The organism is Pseudomonas sp. N40(2020), assembly GCF_014472415.1.
Taxonomy (GTDB): Bacteria; Pseudomonadota; Gammaproteobacteria; order Pseudomonadales; family Pseudomonadaceae; genus Aquipseudomonas.
In genome coordinates, this window is sequence record NZ_JACSZV010000013.1 from 51,676 (window position 1) to 68,915 (window position 17,240).

General features: G+C 60.4%; 12 protein-coding genes and 1 pseudogene. 8 read left to right on the top strand and 5 right to left on the bottom strand.

The features are described 5' to 3' along the window. Nucleotides 1-268: 268 nt before the first annotated feature. From IAI51_RS11115 to cobG, 5 genes are all read right to left on the bottom strand, one after another. A complete protein-coding gene (locus tag IAI51_RS11115; RefSeq protein ID WP_316249763.1) occupies nucleotides 269-7,234 on the bottom strand; it encodes a TcdA/TcdB pore-forming domain-containing protein in 6,966 nt (2,321 codons plus the stop codon). A 438-nt stretch (nucleotides 7,235-7,672) separates the two neighbouring features. Beyond that, entirely contained in the window at nucleotides 7,673-9,361 is a 1,689-nt protein-coding gene (gene cobJ / locus IAI51_RS11120; protein WP_187678529.1) for a precorrin-3B C(17)-methyltransferase, read from the bottom strand. Beyond that, nucleotides 9,361-10,095 carry a precorrin-2 C(20)-methyltransferase gene (locus IAI51_RS11125; protein ID WP_370872600.1) on the bottom strand — a complete coding sequence of 245 codons (735 nt, stop codon included), beginning with the start codon at nucleotides 10,093-10,095 and terminating at the stop codon, nucleotides 9,361-9,363. The genes cobJ and IAI51_RS11125 overlap by 1 nt, the downstream gene beginning before the upstream one ends. Continuing rightward, nucleotides 10,092-10,718 carry a precorrin-8X methylmutase gene (locus tag IAI51_RS11130; RefSeq protein ID WP_007914573.1) on the bottom strand — a complete coding sequence of 209 codons (627 nt, stop codon included), beginning with the start codon at nucleotides 10,716-10,718 and terminating at the stop codon, nucleotides 10,092-10,094. Before IAI51_RS11130 ends, IAI51_RS11125 begins: the two co-directional genes overlap by 4 nt. Next, on the bottom strand, nucleotides 10,711-12,009 hold the full coding sequence (cobG, locus tag IAI51_RS11135) for a precorrin-3B synthase (protein ID WP_316249764.1): 1,299 nt from the start codon (nucleotides 12,007-12,009) through the stop codon (nucleotides 10,711-10,713). The genes IAI51_RS11130 and cobG overlap by 8 nt, the downstream gene beginning before the upstream one ends. Nucleotides 12,010-12,141: 132 nt before the next feature. Between cobG and cbiE the strand changes: the two genes are divergently transcribed. From cbiE to IAI51_RS11175, 8 genes and pseudogenes are all read left to right on the top strand, one after another. Further along, nucleotides 12,142-13,353: a precorrin-6y C5,15-methyltransferase (decarboxylating) subunit CbiE gene (gene cbiE / locus IAI51_RS11140; protein ID WP_187678531.1), complete on the top strand. Its 1,212-nt coding sequence runs from the start codon at nucleotides 12,142-12,144 to the stop codon at nucleotides 13,351-13,353. Then, nucleotides 13,346-14,443 carry a cobalt-precorrin-5B (C(1))-methyltransferase gene (locus IAI51_RS11145; protein WP_187678532.1) on the top strand — a complete coding sequence of 366 codons (1,098 nt, stop codon included), beginning with the start codon at nucleotides 13,346-13,348 and terminating at the stop codon, nucleotides 14,441-14,443. Before cbiE ends, IAI51_RS11145 begins: the two co-directional genes overlap by 8 nt. Then, nucleotides 14,440-15,168: a cobalt-precorrin-6A reductase gene (locus IAI51_RS11150; RefSeq protein ID WP_187678533.1), complete on the top strand. Its 729-nt coding sequence runs from the start codon at nucleotides 14,440-14,442 to the stop codon at nucleotides 15,166-15,168. Before IAI51_RS11145 ends, IAI51_RS11150 begins: the two co-directional genes overlap by 4 nt. 146 nt (nucleotides 15,169-15,314) lie before the next feature. Further along, nucleotides 15,315-15,467 (top strand): annotated as a pseudogene (locus IAI51_RS11155) (type II toxin-antitoxin system RelE/ParE family toxin); the annotation flags it as partial. 3 nt (nucleotides 15,468-15,470) lie between these two features. Continuing rightward, nucleotides 15,471-15,761, top strand: a complete 291-nt coding sequence (locus IAI51_RS11160; RefSeq protein WP_187678535.1) for an addiction module antidote protein — start codon at nucleotides 15,471-15,473, stop codon at nucleotides 15,759-15,761. Between the two features lie 97 nt (nucleotides 15,762-15,858). Beyond that, nucleotides 15,859-16,257: a DUF2946 domain-containing protein gene (locus IAI51_RS11165; protein ID WP_187678536.1), complete on the top strand. Its 399-nt coding sequence runs from the start codon at nucleotides 15,859-15,861 to the stop codon at nucleotides 16,255-16,257. Nucleotides 16,258-16,305: 48 nt separating this feature from the next. Beyond that, a complete protein-coding gene (locus tag IAI51_RS11170) occupies nucleotides 16,306-16,785 on the top strand; it encodes a copper chaperone PCu(A)C (RefSeq protein ID WP_187678537.1) in 480 nt (159 codons plus the stop codon). Nucleotides 16,786-16,806: 21 nt separating this feature from the next. Beyond that, nucleotides 16,807-17,238, top strand: a complete 432-nt coding sequence (locus IAI51_RS11175) for a DUF2946 domain-containing protein (protein ID WP_187678538.1) — start codon at nucleotides 16,807-16,809, stop codon at nucleotides 17,236-17,238. The last annotated feature ends 2 nt before the right edge of the window (nucleotides 17,239-17,240 follow it).

A 17,240-nucleotide genomic window follows, 5' to 3' on the forward strand; every position in this document is an offset into this window, starting at 1 on the left:
TTCACAGAACATTCCAGGGCCAAGCTAGCCACCAACAAAAGCAAAACTCAAACGAGATAAAACTCAATTTCTTTCAAAGACCAGAAACACCAAACAACGCATCAGCACGAAACAATAATAAATTTCACTCTGTATATTTCACTGCAACCTCTCATGGGGAGAACACCAATAAAACCTGAGCAACAGAACACAAATTAAAACCAATTAAAAATAAAAAGGGCCGCGAATATATATTCGCGGCCCTGCACTTTCAGTTTGACCTGATATTTCAATGTAACTGCTTTATCAGTGTTTCCACGGAGGCATGTCCTTCATCGCCTCGCGCTGCTGACAATGCGTTGAGCCACTCCCCGGTTCCCCGCAGGTATTGCTTTGCGCGAATCTTGATGCCGATCTGCATCGCTACGCCCTGCTCTTCACCTTGCGTCACGACATCCCGCACGATCAGGCTGTGAGCGTTGTCCGAGTCAGTGAACACCAATTGTCCGTCGACCAACGACACCAACAAGCGTTCATTGGCGTCCATGTCCAGCATCAGCGTGCAGACGCCGGTGGTTTCTGCTCCCAACGGCCGCCGGGGATCGACCACAATGCAATCCAGCCGTTGCCAGGCTTGCTCCGACACTTGATAACTCAACGCCTGCGCCCCAAACCCCAGGATCAACTTGTCGACCCCGTCAGGCAACATGTCCAGGACATCAGTGACCTCACCGCTCATCTCAAGCGACAGCACTTCACCCTCGCGCCGGGCGTATTGGCCAGGCACCCAAACGGCATGTTCCGACTCTCGACTGGAGTTCAGGCTATCCAGCGGATCGAAGAGCATCGCTATCGACTGGTTGCGCGTGCCAAGAAACACCGCCCACTGGCCATCAGCCCGACCGGAAATATCGAACAGTTGGTCCAGTTCCGGCACAAAGTACGTATAGCGATCCGAAGAGTTTTCGACGTGCAGAAACGGTGCATGGGACTGTCCTTTGAGCAACGCCTTCAAGCGGGCCTGCAATTGCTCCGGAGTCTGTCCGGCAATAGACGCCCATTGTTTTTCGACGCCGACGATACGTGCCGGGTGCTGATCCAGCAGTTCCAGGTTGACGCCTTCGCGGGTACGCCCGAGCAAGCCTTGCCCCTGCACCAGCACCTCGGCAAATGACCATGGGTCCCAGACTTTTTTCGCCATCGGCAACTGCTCGGGGTCCAGCAGCCGGGTGCCCGTGGCAAATGCCCCGCGTAATGCCTCGATCGACACCAGCGCTTGGCGATAGAGTTGCCCGGCCGAGACATCCAATAGCCAGGCCGCTTGTTTGTCCGGGGTCAGCCCAAGCAACGCCAGCTCTTTGCCGCCAGCGACATCGGCCAGCAGCACCTGCTCCTCGATACACCACACCGCGAGCAACGCGCTGCCGGAAACACTGCCCAAACCAATGATCGGGAAAGGCGCCCCTCGATAGGTGGCGGCCAGCGCAGGTAATGCGCTTAGCCAATCCGGGTGGCGTTGCAGCCAACGCTGACCAAGGCCGACAAACTTCAACGTCCCCAACGGGTCGATCTCGAACAAACGGCCATCGCTCTTGGTGGCAATGTAACGTTCGCCTGCCTGGGTAACCTCGCTGACGCCCCTTTCGATCACTTCATTTCTATACTCGGCTTCTGCTGTTCGAGGTTCGATACCACGGCTGATTTCCCCGTTTTCTTTACTGTAAAAGAGCATCGCGAAGTCCTGGAGTTTATGCGGCACCAGCATCACCATGTCCGGCTGACTGCCCAGCCCCGCACGGAAATAGCGGCCGCTGCTCAGGCCAAGCCAGGCCTGTTCACGCAGCCCTTCAAGAACGTAGGCACGCGCATGCACAAATCTGGCGAGCCCCCCGGTGCTGATCGCGCCCCCCATGCCAGGCGTTGCATCCTTGAAAGGGCGCGACGTGGCAAAGTGACGTATCAAGGAGGACCAGTAAACCGCACCGGGCTTGTGGACGTAGTCGTGCTGCCGGGATGAGGTCTTGATACCCGTCAACTCGATGGCCCAACCCGTTATCCGATACTCCAGGGTCGTTTCGACCTCGCTCTGCTCCAGCATTCGTTGCGATATCCGCAGAGTGCTGTGCGCATCCTGAACACAGCCAATGATCTTTGCACCGCTCGCCGGGTTCATCAGTCGATAACGGTGGATGACCGTGCCGGTCACCGCATCGACGCGCCAGACCGTTGCATGATCCGGATGGTAGAACCATGCGTGCTGCGCGTTGGCGCCTGCCAGAACGACACCCTCATTGACGGTTTCAGGCAGGTCGCGGGCGTAGAGCAAGCGATCACGCGCTACCTCATAGAACGCGGTGGTGACGACCGGTTGATTGGCAGAAGTACAAGGCACCGTGTACTTGTAAAGCGGCACGTATGCCGATACCAAACGCTTTTCCCTGGCCCGTTTACGCAGGTGCGAGAGCACCTGCGCTACGGTGCTCTTGGCTTCGAGCGAGACAGACAGCAGAAGCAATCTTTTTTCCTGCCAGTCCACCTGGAACAGCTCACCCTTGGCCAGTTCAATCATTCCTTCGAAGGCATTGAGCACAATGCCGTCGACGATCAGGTTCGCGCCGTCGAAAGTGACGCGTTCAAGGGCTGCCCAAGGTGCGTGAATGACCCATTTCGCGTAGCTGACATCATCAAGCGTCACCGCTTTAACCCCGGGCGTCAGCCAGAGCTGATAAAGCCCTGACTGAGCGGTAATCGCATAGGAGATCAGTTTTTTCCATTCCGGCGGCAGCTCCGGGATCAGTAGCTGACGCACATGCTCATCCAGCCGCACCTCGATATGGGTCGGCTTATAGATCGGATACAACTTGTACAGGATGTACGGGAACGGTGTGTTGACGGTGAAATAGAACCGCCGGTTACCTAGCTCGTCATACTCCAGCTTCTCCACAGCGCTGTTGCGCAATTCCGGATACCGGGTTTCGATCCGCTCGTCGAAGTGATTGGCCAGCGCCTGGACGGGGAAAAAACCGGAGGCTAACGATGTGGGAACCTCACTCCAGGCCCGAGGTTCGTGCCGCTCTCCCGGCAGGGTCTGATAGATATATCCTGGCGTTCCCAGTTGGTAATCGTAACCGTAATAGCAGATGGGCGTACACGGCAGCACCACGGTCTGGATATCGTCGGGGACGACCCGGATCAGGCCAATCTTGCAGGGAAGCTCCAGCGCCTTACGGATATCGATTGCCCGGTGAATTTGCTTGGGATCGTCGTTGTATTGCGGCAACCCCGAGCCGCCAATCATGGGATAGAACTTCTGACTATCAAAGCTGACCTGATTCTTTTGCAGATCCAGCAGCGTGATGACGGCCTCGGGTTCGAATCGCAGCACCCCGTCCTTGCGGGAGTAACCGGCGGTCCCGTAGGCGTTTTTAACCTTGCGCAAATGTGCGCCCACGCCTTTGGCCTTGTCGCTGATCTGCCCCAGATTACTGGCGATGGCCGTCACGCCAATGCCGACGCCCAGCAACGGCACCGACAGAAACGCCGCAGCGGCACCCACCGTTCCGCCAACAGCCAGCGCCACGATGTCCAGCCCCAGCGCCGCCACATTGAAGGTCAATTGAGTGGCAAGCCGCGAGCGCTGCTCCTGGTTTTCCGCCACCGTCAGGCCATAAATGTCGAAGCCGATATTGATGATTGAAAAGCCGATCCCGCCCACGATCGAAGCCTTGCCCAGCAGCCGTGCCGACAGCGATGACTGGCGCAGGGCCAGCGCTTGCTCACTGGCCGCCACCTGCCGAACCAGGTTGATCAACTGCACCGAATCACTCAACACGCCAAAACCCAACTGGGCATAGCTGACATAGACCTGCACCTGAAGTGCGATCGACAACGCCGGTACCTGACCTTCCCCGGCCTGATATTCGCGATTGCGCATTTCGGTGATCAGGGTCTGGATCGCAAAGGCAAAACTCAATCGACTGCCGCCGTCGGCTTCACCCACGGCGGTTGGTTTGCCTGCCAGCGTCTTCACCAGACGCTGAATATGCTGTTTGACCTTGCTGAAACGGACATCATGGGTGGTCACCACTCGGGTGTTCTGCGGATTGTGCGCATCCACCAGCGTCACGCTGTAACCCGCGTCTGGCTTTTGCTCAAGCGTATCCAACAGCGGCAAATATTCACTGCCCAGCGAGTGCTCGGTTCGTAGATTGCTGCTGGCCTGATCGAATTCCTGCGCCCAGTAACGGGCGTCCAGTTGCGCCAGACCAGCCCCCATCCGCGCGTTTTCGTTCAGCGAGCGCTGGCGCCCCACCGCTTGTTTTTCCCAGACCGAAGCCGTTTTGGCCTCGACTATTGGCCCACTCTGCAAAAAACTGTCGAGCTGCGTATTCGACGCAAGCACTTTGCCGGCGAGCTCTGTGGTGTTCAGTTCAATGACGTTGAACCGCGCTGCCTCTCCATCCGCGAGACCGTAAAGTCTGGCCATCGCGCCGTTATCGCCGGCGAGGTAGCGCTGCATGCCTTGCTTGAGCTCTTCAACCCGTGAAAATCCGTAGATCGCGAAGTTAGGCTCATAAAAACGGTAGACCGTCTGACTGCCAATGAGCATTTTTGCCACCAGCATCGCGTGATTGCCGGTGTCGAGCAGCATCACGCTCGGAGCCGTTTTCGCCTCAAGCGTTTGTGCGATGCTTTCCAGGCTGTGAGTGCCTTGGGGCTTGCCGACATCGTTCAACGGCAGCGCTTGCAATTCGTCCAGCGCCAACAGCAACGCCCGCGAGTCGGCGTCTTCGGGGGTCAGACTGGCATTGGCCACTCGACCGATCAGCGCGCGTTCGGCCGAGTCGCCATGGGTCAGTGCCGCCGCCATCAACAGTGCCAGCGGATAGCACCGACGGCCGGGATCGCCCGGCGTACGCATCAGTAGATCCTGCGGCATTTGCCTGGCGGAAATCGCCCCGGCCATGAACAGTTCGGCACGAACCTGCGCACCGCGCCTGAGGATCTGCGTGTGATATTCACGTTGTGCGGTGCTGTTGATTTGCCCGATGCGCTCACCCCACTGGTGCAACGTCAAGGGATCTGTCAGAGCCAATACCTTGAGTTCGCGCGCTGTGTGCGTGCCAGGCTGACGAGCGTTCGCAAGACCCACTTCAAACGCCGGGGACGCGTGTTGGCGCAAGGCTTTTTCGATCGCGTTGTAACGGGCGAACAGGCCACCTTCGGCGGTTTGCGTTGCCAGGTCCATGGCCTGCTGCCAAGCACCGGCAAAACCGCTGGTGTCCAGACGCGTAGCGCCAAACATCCCGCCCAGCATCACGCGCAACAACGGGCTGAGTTGCTCGACAGTCAGCGACCCGTGTGCAACCCGGGTAAACAGTTCGTTCAAGTGGCTGGTGGATTCGGCACCGTGAGACAGCGGCAGCTCGCTGACGGGTTGAGCGATAATTTGCTGGCGGACGTCGAAACCGATGGCCACTGGTTTATCGAACGTGATGTCACCACTCAACTTGTCCTTCATTGCACGAATGAACGGATCGCCCAGCGCCTCCATCAGTTGTTGCAGGACGGAGGTCAACAGCACCGGCCTGCCTTCGATGAGCGGCCAGCCTTGTTTGAAGGTCAGTGTCTGCCCTTTGAGCAGGTCATTCAGATCGCCGGCATAACGTGACTTGAGTTTGCCGGTTTGCCATTTTTCCCGCTCTTTGGCCAGCCATTGCTCGGGATCATCGTTGACGGTCCAGCCGGAGATCATTTCCTCTTCAGTGGAAACGTTATAGCCCTCGACCAACTTCAGACGATTGCGAACGTCATCAATATGCTCGGGTTGCAGCGACTGCTCGATGTATTTGGTCAGTCCTGCGGCAGCGGCGCCCGGACCGGTAAGAGCGATGGTGCCGCGGGCATCGACGCGAATGCCATCCTGGTAATACGTTCGGATCGCATCGATCAGTTTCAATGACGAAAAATGAATCTTCGAGTCAGGCAACTTGCCCAGCGCCTGCATTTCGTTGACCACATTCTGAATCACATCGATTAATCGCCCTTCATCCGCGACGTCGATTGCGGCGGCGACCGCACGGCGCTCCACTTCCAGCAGGCAATCATAATTAAGACGGATCATCTGCATGTAAGCCATGGTCATGGCACTGCCGGAATGAGCAATAAAGTGCGCATTCATTTCCCCCCCGGCCTGAATCCCGTGGGCCGTTCCCAGGCGCAGGGACCCCGCGGGGGCCGATTGTTGTTGCGGTGCCGCGAAGATTTCACTGACAGCAGGTTTTGTCAGCGCAAAGGCAGTTAACGCCGCTTGATGCTGTTCAGGAATCTTGCCGACCCGATCGAGGTAACGCTGTCGATCGCGACCGGGCATCAACGCCTCATTGTGATTCAGCAGCAGTTGCAAAACGCCGATGCGAGCCTCCGCATTGAATTGACTGATATCGACTCCGCCCAACCTGTCTGACAGTGCGGGCAAGTAATCCATATCGCTGTAACGACCACCCTCCAGATACTCGGCCTGCAACCGCACCACATCACTGGCCGCCGCAAAGTTGCCGCGCATACCGACTTCTCGCTGATAGACGTCCTGTAAAAAGTGACCAGCGAACTCATGTTTGACATCCCGCAACTGCAGATCCTGCCCGACCATCGCCAGATGCGTGTCCAGACAGCGTTGTCGGAAAGCCTCCAGCGTCGCGCGATCCTTGCCGTAAGCTCGAACCATCAGCTCGATACGCGCCCCGTCCGTGCGACCCACCCACTGCGGCTGGTTGAGATAGTCGAACATCTGGTTTTTCAAAACCCGGGCGCGGTCTTCAATCATTTGCGACAACTGCCGGGACTGCGTGACGTCACTCCCGCCTGACTCCATTGCATGCACCCTGGCACTGTCGAGAATCACGCGGTTCATCTCGAAAGCCAGCAACGCATCACTGTCGTACCAAAGGTTGAACTTGTAGTCCTGCGGTTTCAAAACCTCGCGCCAGATATTCATGTAATCGCGCTGGATGTTGCCGACCTCGCTACCGCCCACCCAGACGAAATGCATGACTTTGGGCACGGGAGCAGCAGCGCCCGAGAGCAGGGTTACCGTATCGGACAGCGTCGTCACATACTGTTTTATTCCGTCGTAGATCTGGTCGATTGCTGAAGGAACCGGTGTAACCTTTTGGCGCAGCAACGACGCGAGTGTTTCCTGAAACAGTTTTGCCGACAGCACTTTCTCCGCCACATCGACTGTTTTATTGACCACCTGATAATGCCTGGCAAGTGCCGCGTACTCGGCAGAACCGGAGAACTCACTCAACACCGTTTGTATAGCTGAATATTCTTGCGACGAAATAAAGGCAGACCGCCCTTGGTGACTTTCCGAAGTGCCCATTACATCCCCATCCTTGAGTTGATAAAGCATTAGACGGACAAAACTATTGGGCAAAGACGAATGATTCAAACGCGAAGAAATTCAAACAATGTCAGGAGAAACATCGAACAACATTCAACTGTTACGCAGGGTTCCATCGGAGATAAACACCGCCCTCCAGTATTGTCTGCAGAAAAGCAAACAAGGCCACGAACCCAATGGTTCGCAGCCTTGTTTATATTCCTGGAAGTTGTACCCGGCGGAGTTAACTTAAGCTCACAAATGCGCGAAGTTACTTACAACTTCTCATGAGCCCTGAAAGAAACACCGTCAGGCATCCGGCTTCTCGCCGTACCAGCGCGGCGTGTAAACCCACTCGCCCCCCGTAGCGCGAGGAAAGGTGCACGTGGTGGACGAGCCGATCAGCACCATGGTGCGCATATCGACCTGATCCGCGGTCAGCGCGCCCAGCGTCGTGGTGCGCAGGGTCTGGCCCGGCCGGCCGATATCGCGGCCCAACACCACAGGCGTCTCGGGGGTGCGATGCTGCGCGACGATCTCCAGCGCACGCCCCAGTTGCCACGGACGGGCGCGGGAGATCGGGTTGTAGAACGCCAGCGCCAGATCCGCTTCGGCCGCCAGATCCAGACGCTTCTCGATGATCGACCACGGTTTGAGGTTGTCCGACAGCGACATCACGCAGAAGTCGTGCCCCAGCGGCGCCCCAGCCTGAGCGGCGGTGGCGAGCGAGGCCGACACACCCGGCAGGATTTCCAGATCGACGCTGTGCCAGGCCGGATCGGTCGATTCGTGCAACGCTTCGAGCACCGCGGCCGCCATGGCGAACACACCCGGATCGCCAGAAGACACCACGATCACCGAACGGCCCTCGGCCGCCAGCCTGAAGGCGTGACGGGCACGCTGCATTTCTTCGCGGTTGTCGGTGCAATGCTGGATTTGATCGTCGCGGAACGGGCCGGCCATGCGCACGTAGGTTTCGTAGCCGAGCACGTCGGTGGCGCGGGCCAGTTCGGCTTTCACCGCCGGCACCATCAGTTCGGCAGCGCCGGGGCCGAGGCCGATTACCGCCAGGCGACCGCGTGGGCGACCGATTTGCGCGACGTCCAGCGGCTGCTCGGAAACAGCCAAAGTGATGCCGTGTGCTGAGCCGATAATCGACACATCCGGCAGCGCATGAAGGTCGCTCGTTGCAGCGATAAACCGCAGCGGCACGCCCAACTCCAGCGCCGCTTCACGCAGATTCGCCGCGGCCATTTCAGTGTCGATCGCCACCAGACAGGCCAGCGATTGCACCGCCAGTTTCGCCTCGTGCAACGCGCTACGCAGGGTGTTCGGCAGATCCGGCACTTCAGCGCTGACCATCGCCGCGACACTGCGCGGGTAAATCAGCAATTCATTGGCGTTCGCTTCGCGTTCGGCACTGCCGATATGGATCGAACGCTGCGCCTGCGGATCTTCCGGCAACTGTGCCTGCGCCAGCCACGGCGCCGCACCTTCGATGTGCACAGAGTGTCCGGCCAACAGGTCAGAGACAAACCGCTTGCCCAGTTCCAGATCCGCGAGCGCGTAGCCACTCGGAGGATTGAGCAGACAGGTGCCAAAGCGCAGCTCGCCGCTGGTGGTGATCGCCGCCGAGACTTGCAGCCCGGCCGCGATTTCCCGCGCCATGACATTCACCCCGCCGAGGCCACCGAGCAGCGGCACCACGGCGCTGCCGTCTTCAGCGACGGCGAGTACCGCAGGCTCGACGCCTTTCTCCAGCAACAGCGGCGCCAGGGTGCGGATGACAATGCCGGCCGCGCACAGGGCAATGATCGGCGTGTCCTGCTGATACAGCGCGCGCAGGGTCGCGCCGAATTCCTGATAGGTGCAGTCGGCGCCTTCGACCCGACCGGCGAGGCCGTGGATCTGCGCCGCCGGATACACCTGCTGAATGCGCCGCGCGGTGGCCAGGCTGCCCTGACCGAGAATGACAATGGCGGGAGTGGATGGCGTCATCAGCCTTGCCACCGTTCGCCGGGCACGATAATCAGCGAGAAGTACGGCGACGACATCGGCTCGACCTGATCCATCGGCACGATCTTCTGATTGGCCATGGTCGCGCGCTCGACGTACAGCGCCCGTTCGGCGAGGCCGAGTTCTTCCAGCACCTGACGCACTTTGGGGAAATTGCGCCCCAGCTTCATGATCACTGCCGCATCGGCATCGGCCAAACGTCGCTTGAGTTCCTCGTGGGGCAAGACGCCGGAAAGCACCGACAGGCTCTGATTGCGGTACACCAACGGCGCACCCAGCACCGAAGCGCCGCCCAGCATCGAACACACGCCCGGCACAACTTGCGCTTCGTAGCGGGTGGCCAGGCGATCATGCAGATACATATAAGAACCGTAGAAGAACGGATCGCCTTCGCAGATCACCGCGACATCACGACCAGCATCCAGATGCGCGGCCACCGTCTCGGCGGCTTCATCGTAGAAATCGCTGATGACTTGTTCATAAGAAAGAGGTGCCGGCAACGCTTCAGTGGTCACCGGGTACACCAGCGGCAGCAGGTTCTGTGCCTCTTGCAGGTGCGCTTCGATGATGCCGAAGGCGTTGCCTTTTTTACCCTTGGCGACGAAGTACGCGACCACTGGCGATTCGCGCAGCAGGCGCAGGGCCTTGACGGTAATCAGCTCCGGATCTCCGGGGCCCACGCCCAGGCCAATCAAACGACCTTTTGCCTGCATCATTCGATCTCCGTGGCGAGGGCGTTGACTGCCGCAGCGGCCATGGCGCTGCCGCCGAGGCGGCCCTGCATGATCACGAACGGCACGCCACGGCTGTCGGCCGCCAGCGCCGCTTTGGATTCTGCGGCACCGACGAAGCCCACCGGGAAGCCGAGGATCAGCGCCGGTTTCGGTGCGCCGGCGTCGAGCATTTCCAGCAGATAGAACAGCGCGGTCGGCGCGTTGCCGATCACCACCACGCTACCTTCCAGATGCGGCCGCCACAGTTCCAGCGCGGCGGCGGAACGGGTGTTGCCCAACTCACGGGCCAGCTCCGGCACGCTCTCGTCGCGCAGGGTGCAGATCACTTCGTTGTTCGCCGGCAGGCGCGCACGGGTCACGCCTTCGGAAACCATCCGCGCATCGCAGAGGATCGGCGCACCGGCGGCCAGCGCATCGCGCCCGGCCTTGCCCGCACCTTCAGAGAATTGCAGACCGTCGACGGCCTCGACCATGCCGCAAGCGTGGATCACCCGCACCGCGAGTTTTTCCAGATCGGCCGGGATGCGCGCCAGATTGGCCTCGCTGCGAATGATCGCGAAGGAGTTGCGATAGATCTCCTGACCGTCGCGGATGTAATCAAGCATCAAGGGGGCTCCGGGAGCGGGCGGCGAGCAAGGTCGCGGCCGCTTCAATAGTAAGGTTGCGTGCGTGCAGCGCGCCGAAACCCGGCTGCGCTGCATCGCGAAAATAGAGGTCGTAATGCCCGGCACTGACGGCCAGCAAAGTCGCCGGGGCACAGTGGGCCGCGGCGCATGAACGCGGGCAGCCGGACAGATGCACGCTTTGCGCACGGGGCAACAGCGTTGCGAGAAGACGGGCATCGTGCTTGGTGTCAGCCAGGCCTTTGCCACAGCCGCTGGAACCGGTGCAGGCGATGATTTTCGACAATGGTTCACAAGCGTCGGTCAGCAGGTTCAGTTGCTTGAGCCCTGCGAGCACTTGCGCGGCATCGCTTGCGCTCACGTTGGGCAGCAGCAGACTTTGCCACGGCGTGAAACGCAGGCTGCCATCGCCGAACCGGCGGGCCAGTTGCGCGGCGCCGCGCAGCATGCCCGGGTCGAGGCGACCGAGTGGCGGCACCGCGCCGATGTAGACGAAGTTGGCTGTGTTCTGCACATGTGCGCCGATTTGCAGATCGTCCGCCACTGACATGCGTTGCCAAGCGCTAACCGCTTTGATCGGCAGGCGCGTCCTGAGCTGTTCAAGAAACGCCAGCATCGGCAGTTCGTCGAGCAGATGGCGCATCCGCGTCTGCTCGGGTCGCGCCAGTTCGAGGAACAACTCCAATACCGCGACCACCAGCGCATGGCCGCTTTCCAGGGCCACGGCGCCAACCTCGCGATCCGTCGGGCAACCCGCGAGACCGAATGCCAGCAGCGTTTCACCGTCGTGCTCGAACGCGGATAACCACAAGTCATGCGGATGTTCGAGCATCGCCAGCGCTTCACCGCCATCCAGTTGCACGGCGAACTTGGCGCTCAATTCATGGAAACGTGGATGGCTTTGCAGGGTGTCGAGGATCTGTTCGGCGAGCGCGCGAGTGTCTAAGCGCATCTGCCGGTCGATCCCGGCGGCCGGGCTGAGCATCAGGTTGCGCACATCGTCGCCCGCCGCCGTTCGCGGGCCGAGGCCAGCGGACAGCAGACTGTCGATCAGTGCAGCGGATTGCTGAGCGATGCCACGAATCTGCAGGTTGGCGCGGTTGGTCGCCTCAATCACGCCGCCGGCGAACTGTTCGGCGGCATTGGCCACCGCGTCAGCCTGATCGGCGCTGATCGAGCCGCCGTTGAGTTTGATCCGGCAGATGCCGCCGTCCAATGCCTGGACGATACGCAGCAACCCCGGGCAGGCCGAGGGGCGTAAGGCGGTAGACATCGGGCGTTCGTTCAAGGGGCTGACCGGCTGCGTGGGAAAGGCGCTTCGCGGGCGAAGGCGCGGTATTATGCCTGCTTTGTCCGGCGGCATGAAAAGTCTGCCCGTCGGAACGGCATGTTTAGAGGAATATAGATGTCACCCTGGCTGACGGTAGTGGGAATCGGTGAAGACGGCTTCAAGGGCCTGGGCAAAAACGCCCGGCGCGCCCTGATGGGCGCCTCGCGGATCGTCGGCGGCCAGCGGCAACTGGATTTGCTGCCGGTGTGCATTCGCGGCGAGCGTGAGTTGTGGCCGAGCCCGTTTTCCCTTGCGCCAGTGCTGCAACAACGCGGCGCAGCGGTGTGCGTGCTGGCCAGCGGTGATCCGATGTTCTACGGCGTCGGCGCCAGCCTCGCGCGGCAGCTGCCGGCAAACGAGATGCTGATCCTGCCCGCGCCGTCCTCCTGCGCGCTGGCGGCCGCCCGTCTCGGCTGGCCGTTGCAGGAAGTAGTGACACTGTCGCTAGTGGCCCGGCCGCTGGCAGCCCTCAATGCGCAGCTGTTCAGTGGCGTGCGCCTGCTGCTGCTGAGCAATGACGGACAAAGTCCGGCGGCAGTCGCGCAATTGCTACGCGAGCGCGGCTTTGGTTCGAGCCGGATGAGCGTTCTGGAACATTTGGGCGGCGACGCCGAGCGACGTGTCGACGCCACGGCCAATGAATGGAACGACGCGCCGATTGCCGACCTCAACGTGGTCGCAATCGAATGCCTGGCCGATGCCAATGCTCCACGTTTGTCACGCCTCGCGGGCCTTCCCGACTCGGCTTTCCAACATGACGGCCAACTGACCAAACGCGATGTGCGCGCCATCACTCTCGCGCGCCTCGCCCCGACACCCGGCGAACTGCTATGGGACGTAGGCGCTGGTAGCGGCTCGATCAGCATCGAATGGATGCGCGCGCATCCGAGTTGCCGCGCATTGGCCGTCGAAGCCGATGACGGCCGCCAACAATTGATCGAGCACAACCGCGATGCGCTGGGCGTGCCCGGGCTGCAATTGATCCGTGGGCGCGCGCCGCAGGCACTCGCAGGGCTGGAGCGCCCGGACGCGATTTTCATCGGCGGCGGTGTGACCCGCGAGGGCGTCTTCGAGACCTGCTGGGAGCAACTCAAACCCGGCGGCCGACTGGTCGCCAACGCCGTAACTCTGCAAAGCGAAATCACCCTGATGAACTGGCGGGAGCGCTACGGCGGCGAACTGACGCGCATCCATATCGCTCAGGCGCAACCGCTGGGCGAGTTCGACACCTGGCGTCAGGCGTTGCCAATCACTCTGCTCGATCTGGTCAAACCTCTTGATGCGTGACGAAACCGCCGAACAACCCGCGCCCCTGCGCAGCGGCCTGACCACCGGCAGCTGCGCCACCGCTACCAGCCTCGCCGCTGCTCGCCTGTTGCTCGGCGGCATCTCGGCCGACGCGGTGCAGATCGTCTTGCCCAAAGGCAAACAGGTGCAGATGCGTCTGGAGTTCTGCCGCTTGACCGACGACGGTGCCGAAGCCGGAACGATCAAGGACGCCGGCGACGATCCGGACGTGACCCACGGCGCACTGCTGTATTCGCGGGTGCGATTGATGGCCGAGCCGGGCGTTCGTTTCAATGCCGGCGCAGGCGTTGGCACCGTGACCCGACCCGGACTGGTGCTGGGCGTCGGCGAACCGGCGATCAATCCGGTGCCACGCAAGATGATCAGCGATCACCTGAGCCTGCTCGCCGCCGAGACCGGTTATACCGGCGGCTTCGACGTCACGGTCAACGTCGAGGGCGGCGAAGTCCTGGCAATGAAAACCATGAACCCGCGCCTGGGCATTCTCGGCGGCCTGTCGATCCTCGGCACCAGCGGCATCGTCCGGCCGTTTTCCTGCGCGGCCTACATCGCCTCGATTCATCAGGGCATCGACGTTGCCAAGACCAACGGTTACCTGCACATCGCCGCCTGCACCGGCAACGCCAGCGAAGACACCATGCGCCGGGTTTACGACCTGCCGGAGATCGCCTTGATCGAAATGGGTGACTTCGTCGGCGCGGTGCTCAAGCATCTGCGCAAAGTGCCTGTGGATAAACTCAGTTTGTGTGGCGGTTTCGGCAAGATCAGTAAACTGGCGGCCGGGCACATGGATCTGCACTCGCGCCATTCCAGCATCGACTTGCCGCAACTGGCGGAATGGGCGGCGGCGATTGGCGCGGATGAGATTTTGCAGCAGGGAATCCGAGAGGCGAACACCAGTCAGCAAGCGTTGGCCATGGCCAGTGCGGCGGGGATCGCATTGGGGGATGAGGTCTGTCGCCACGCGCTGGAATTCGCCCGCAGCGTGGTGCCGGCACAGGTGCAGGTCGAAGTGTTTGCGATTGATCGTCAGGGCGGCATTGTCGGCCACGCCGGAGGTTTTGCATGAAGCGGATTTTGCTGCTGGGCGGCGTGACTGAAGCGCTGGCCATCGCCCGCAAGCTGGGGCCTGAGCACATTTACAGTCTGGCCGGGGTGGGTCGGGTGCCAACGGATCTGACTTGTCAGGTGCGCGTCGGTGGTTACGGTGGTGCCGAAGGTCTGGCGCAATTCATCCGTGACGAAGGCATCGACCTGCTGTTCGACGCCACCCATCCCTACGCCGCGCAAATCAGCCACAACGCCGCCAACGCCGCGCAACTGGCCGGCATCCCCTGCTGGGCCTTGCGCCGCCCTGCGTGGCAGCCGCTACCGGGTGATGACTGGCGCGAAGTCAGCGACTGGGCTGAGTTGATGACTGCCCTCAAACCGTTCCACCGCCCCTTGTTCACCTTGGGCCGCGAGCCACTGCAAAACCTCGACGAAATCCCTGCGGATCAATTCTGGACGCTGCGCGCCCTCGACGTTTATCCCGGCAACGAACGTTGCGAAGTCATCGCCGCTCGCGGGCCGTTCCTGCTGGAAGATGAACGCGCGTTGTTCGAGCGGCGGCAGATCGATGTGCTGATCAGCAAGAACAGCGGCAGCACCGCGACCGAACCGAAGCTGGAAGTGGCGCGCGAGCGCGGGGTGCCAGTGATGGTGTTGAAGCGACCGGTGTTGCCGGGGGTTGATCGGGAGTTTGGATCAGCGTCTGAAGCCCTTAAAGCCCTGACGATGTCAGATTTTTCATAACTTCGAATTTATCTGCGAATTTGCCTGCAAATTTTGAGGACGCAGACGACTGTTCTTCACTACACCCTCACTCCAATACTTCGGTTCCTTTAATCCCGACAAGCAGACAGCCAAGAAAAGCGGCTTGCCAGCTTGTATCCCAAGGAATGCGTGTTCATTACGGCTCTGGTTACAGGATGTACTTCACACGTAGAGGCGAAGTGATTTATCTGCTGCTGATCGGGGGCGACAAATCGACACAAAAGAGAGATATCAAACGCGCCGTGCAGATGGCACATAACATCGGAAATGAGGAGTAAATCATGACCGAAGAATTCGCCCGTTTTGACGCCGCCGAGTACCTCAAAACTCCCGAGGACATGGCGGCATATCTGGACGCTTGTTTTGACGATGATGAAGGGGATGGAGTCCTGATCCGTGCCGCACTCAATGACATTGCCCGAGCCCAAGGCATGACCCAAGTGGCTCGTGATGCCGGCCTGGGCCGGGAAAGCCTTTATAAAGCTCTAAGCAGCACTGGCAATCCTGAATTCGCAACTATTATGAAAGTCATGAAAGCACTGGGTCTGAAGTTACATGCCGTGGCAATTTGATTGATCTGCGACACCAAACCGCACGACGCTTTTTTACTTATCGGCCCTGATCAGGCTAAATAGCCGCGCCTGATCGCCCACCCAACGGATCTGTCCCATGAACCGACACCGGCTCGCACTTGCCTGGATCGCCTGCTTTGCAGTGCTGTTCAACATGCTCGCCATGCCGATGACGGGAGCGATGGCGAAAGCGGCCAATTCACCGGCCGAGCAATTGCTGTGGAGCAGTTTCTGCACCGGCAGCGGGACGAAGATGGTGGCGATCAACATCGGCACCACGGAGCAGAAAGCCCCGTCCAACGACAACCACTCCAACATGCAGCATTGCTGGTGCTGCTCGGGTTCAGCGCCTTTGGTGGCGCTGCCGGGACATACGCCGCAGCTGTATTTCGCCCGCTTTGAGAGCAATCGCAGCGTGGCGCCCGCCTCACTGCAAACACCCACACCGCGCCAGCAATGGCCGAGCCTTAATCCCCGCGCTTCCCCTCTGGTTTGATTTGTTCGCGCAATTGACCTGCGTTTCAAATCGTTCTGGAGAACTGCCATGTTGAACAAACTCTTCGTCATCGCTGCGCTGTTGCTGCCTGCGTGCTTCGCCCATGCCCACGAATACAAGGCCGGCGAGCTGGAAATCGCTCACCCGTGGTCGCAGGAACTGCCACCGAATGCGCCGACCGTTGCCGCTTACTTCATCATTCACAACGCCGGCAAAAACGCCGACCGCTTGCTCAGCGTCGACTCGCCAATCGCCCCCGAGGCGCAATTGCACGAGCATGTAATGCAGGGCGATCTGATGAAGATGCAGCAAGTGCCGAGCGTGGAAATCCCGGCGGGCGGCAATGTCACTTTCGCGCCGATGGCCTATCACGTGATGCTGCTCAACCCGACGGATCGCAGCCTGCTCAGCGACGGCAAAAGCTTCCCGCTGACGATGCATTTCGAGAAGGCCGGTGACGTCACCGTCGAAGTGGCCGTGCAGAAGAGGCCGCCGGAAACCACACAAGCCCACGCGCACGCTCAGTAAGCCTTTCGGCTGACCGCAATCATGCGCCCGTCCAGCGCCAGGTCTATCCGCAGCAACCGTGAGCACGGTAGCTGGATCGCCCTGTTCGCCATGTTGATGATCTTCATCGGCCCACTGATTTCTCAGTCGATGCCGATGGATCAGCACGCCTCGACCTCCATGCCGATGAGCATGGACATGTCGATGGACATGCCCGGTATGGATCACACCGCGCATGACGCCAAACCCTCCGTCGAACACTGCCCGCCGCAATCCTCGCACCACGCGCTGTGGGAAAAGTGCGGCTATTGCAGCCTGCTGTTCAATTGCCCGGCACTGACCGGCGGCGGCACGTTCGCCGCATTCAGCATCGCCCACGCCAACACCTTCACCTCGCCTTCCCCACGCCTGGGCCATGCCCGGCAAACCTTCTTCCCCGGCGCCCGCACGCGCGCCCCGCCCATCGCAGCGTAATC

What these genes read in the sequence shown, in the direction of transcription:
- cobJ (WP_187678529.1), bottom strand. Translation starts at nt 9,361, where the DNA reads ATGACGCCATCCACTCCCGCCATTGTCATTCTCGGTCAGGGCAGCCTG.
- IAI51_RS11125 (WP_370872600.1), bottom strand. Translation starts at nt 10,095, where the DNA reads ATGATGCAGGCAAAAGGTCGTTTGATTGGCCTGGGCGTGGGCCCCGGA.
- IAI51_RS11130 (WP_007914573.1), bottom strand. Translation starts at nt 10,718, where the DNA reads ATGCTTGATTACATCCGCGACGGTCAGGAGATCTATCGCAACTCCTTC.
- cobG (WP_316249764.1), bottom strand. Translation starts at nt 12,009, where the DNA reads ATGTCTACCGCCTTACGCCCCTCGGCCTGCCCGGGGTTGCTGCGTATC.
- cbiE (WP_187678531.1), top strand. Translation starts at nt 12,142, where the DNA reads ATGTCACCCTGGCTGACGGTAGTGGGAATCGGTGAAGACGGCTTCAAG.
- IAI51_RS11145 (WP_187678532.1), top strand. Translation starts at nt 13,346, where the DNA reads ATGCGTGACGAAACCGCCGAACAACCCGCGCCCCTGCGCAGCGGCCTG.
- IAI51_RS11150 (WP_187678533.1), top strand. Translation starts at nt 14,440, where the DNA reads ATGAAGCGGATTTTGCTGCTGGGCGGCGTGACTGAAGCGCTGGCCATC.
- IAI51_RS11160 (WP_187678535.1), top strand. Translation starts at nt 15,471, where the DNA reads ATGACCGAAGAATTCGCCCGTTTTGACGCCGCCGAGTACCTCAAAACT.
- IAI51_RS11165 (WP_187678536.1), top strand. Translation starts at nt 15,859, where the DNA reads ATGAACCGACACCGGCTCGCACTTGCCTGGATCGCCTGCTTTGCAGTG.
- IAI51_RS11170 (WP_187678537.1), top strand. Translation starts at nt 16,306, where the DNA reads ATGTTGAACAAACTCTTCGTCATCGCTGCGCTGTTGCTGCCTGCGTGC.
- IAI51_RS11175 (WP_187678538.1), top strand. Translation starts at nt 16,807, where the DNA reads ATGCGCCCGTCCAGCGCCAGGTCTATCCGCAGCAACCGTGAGCACGGT.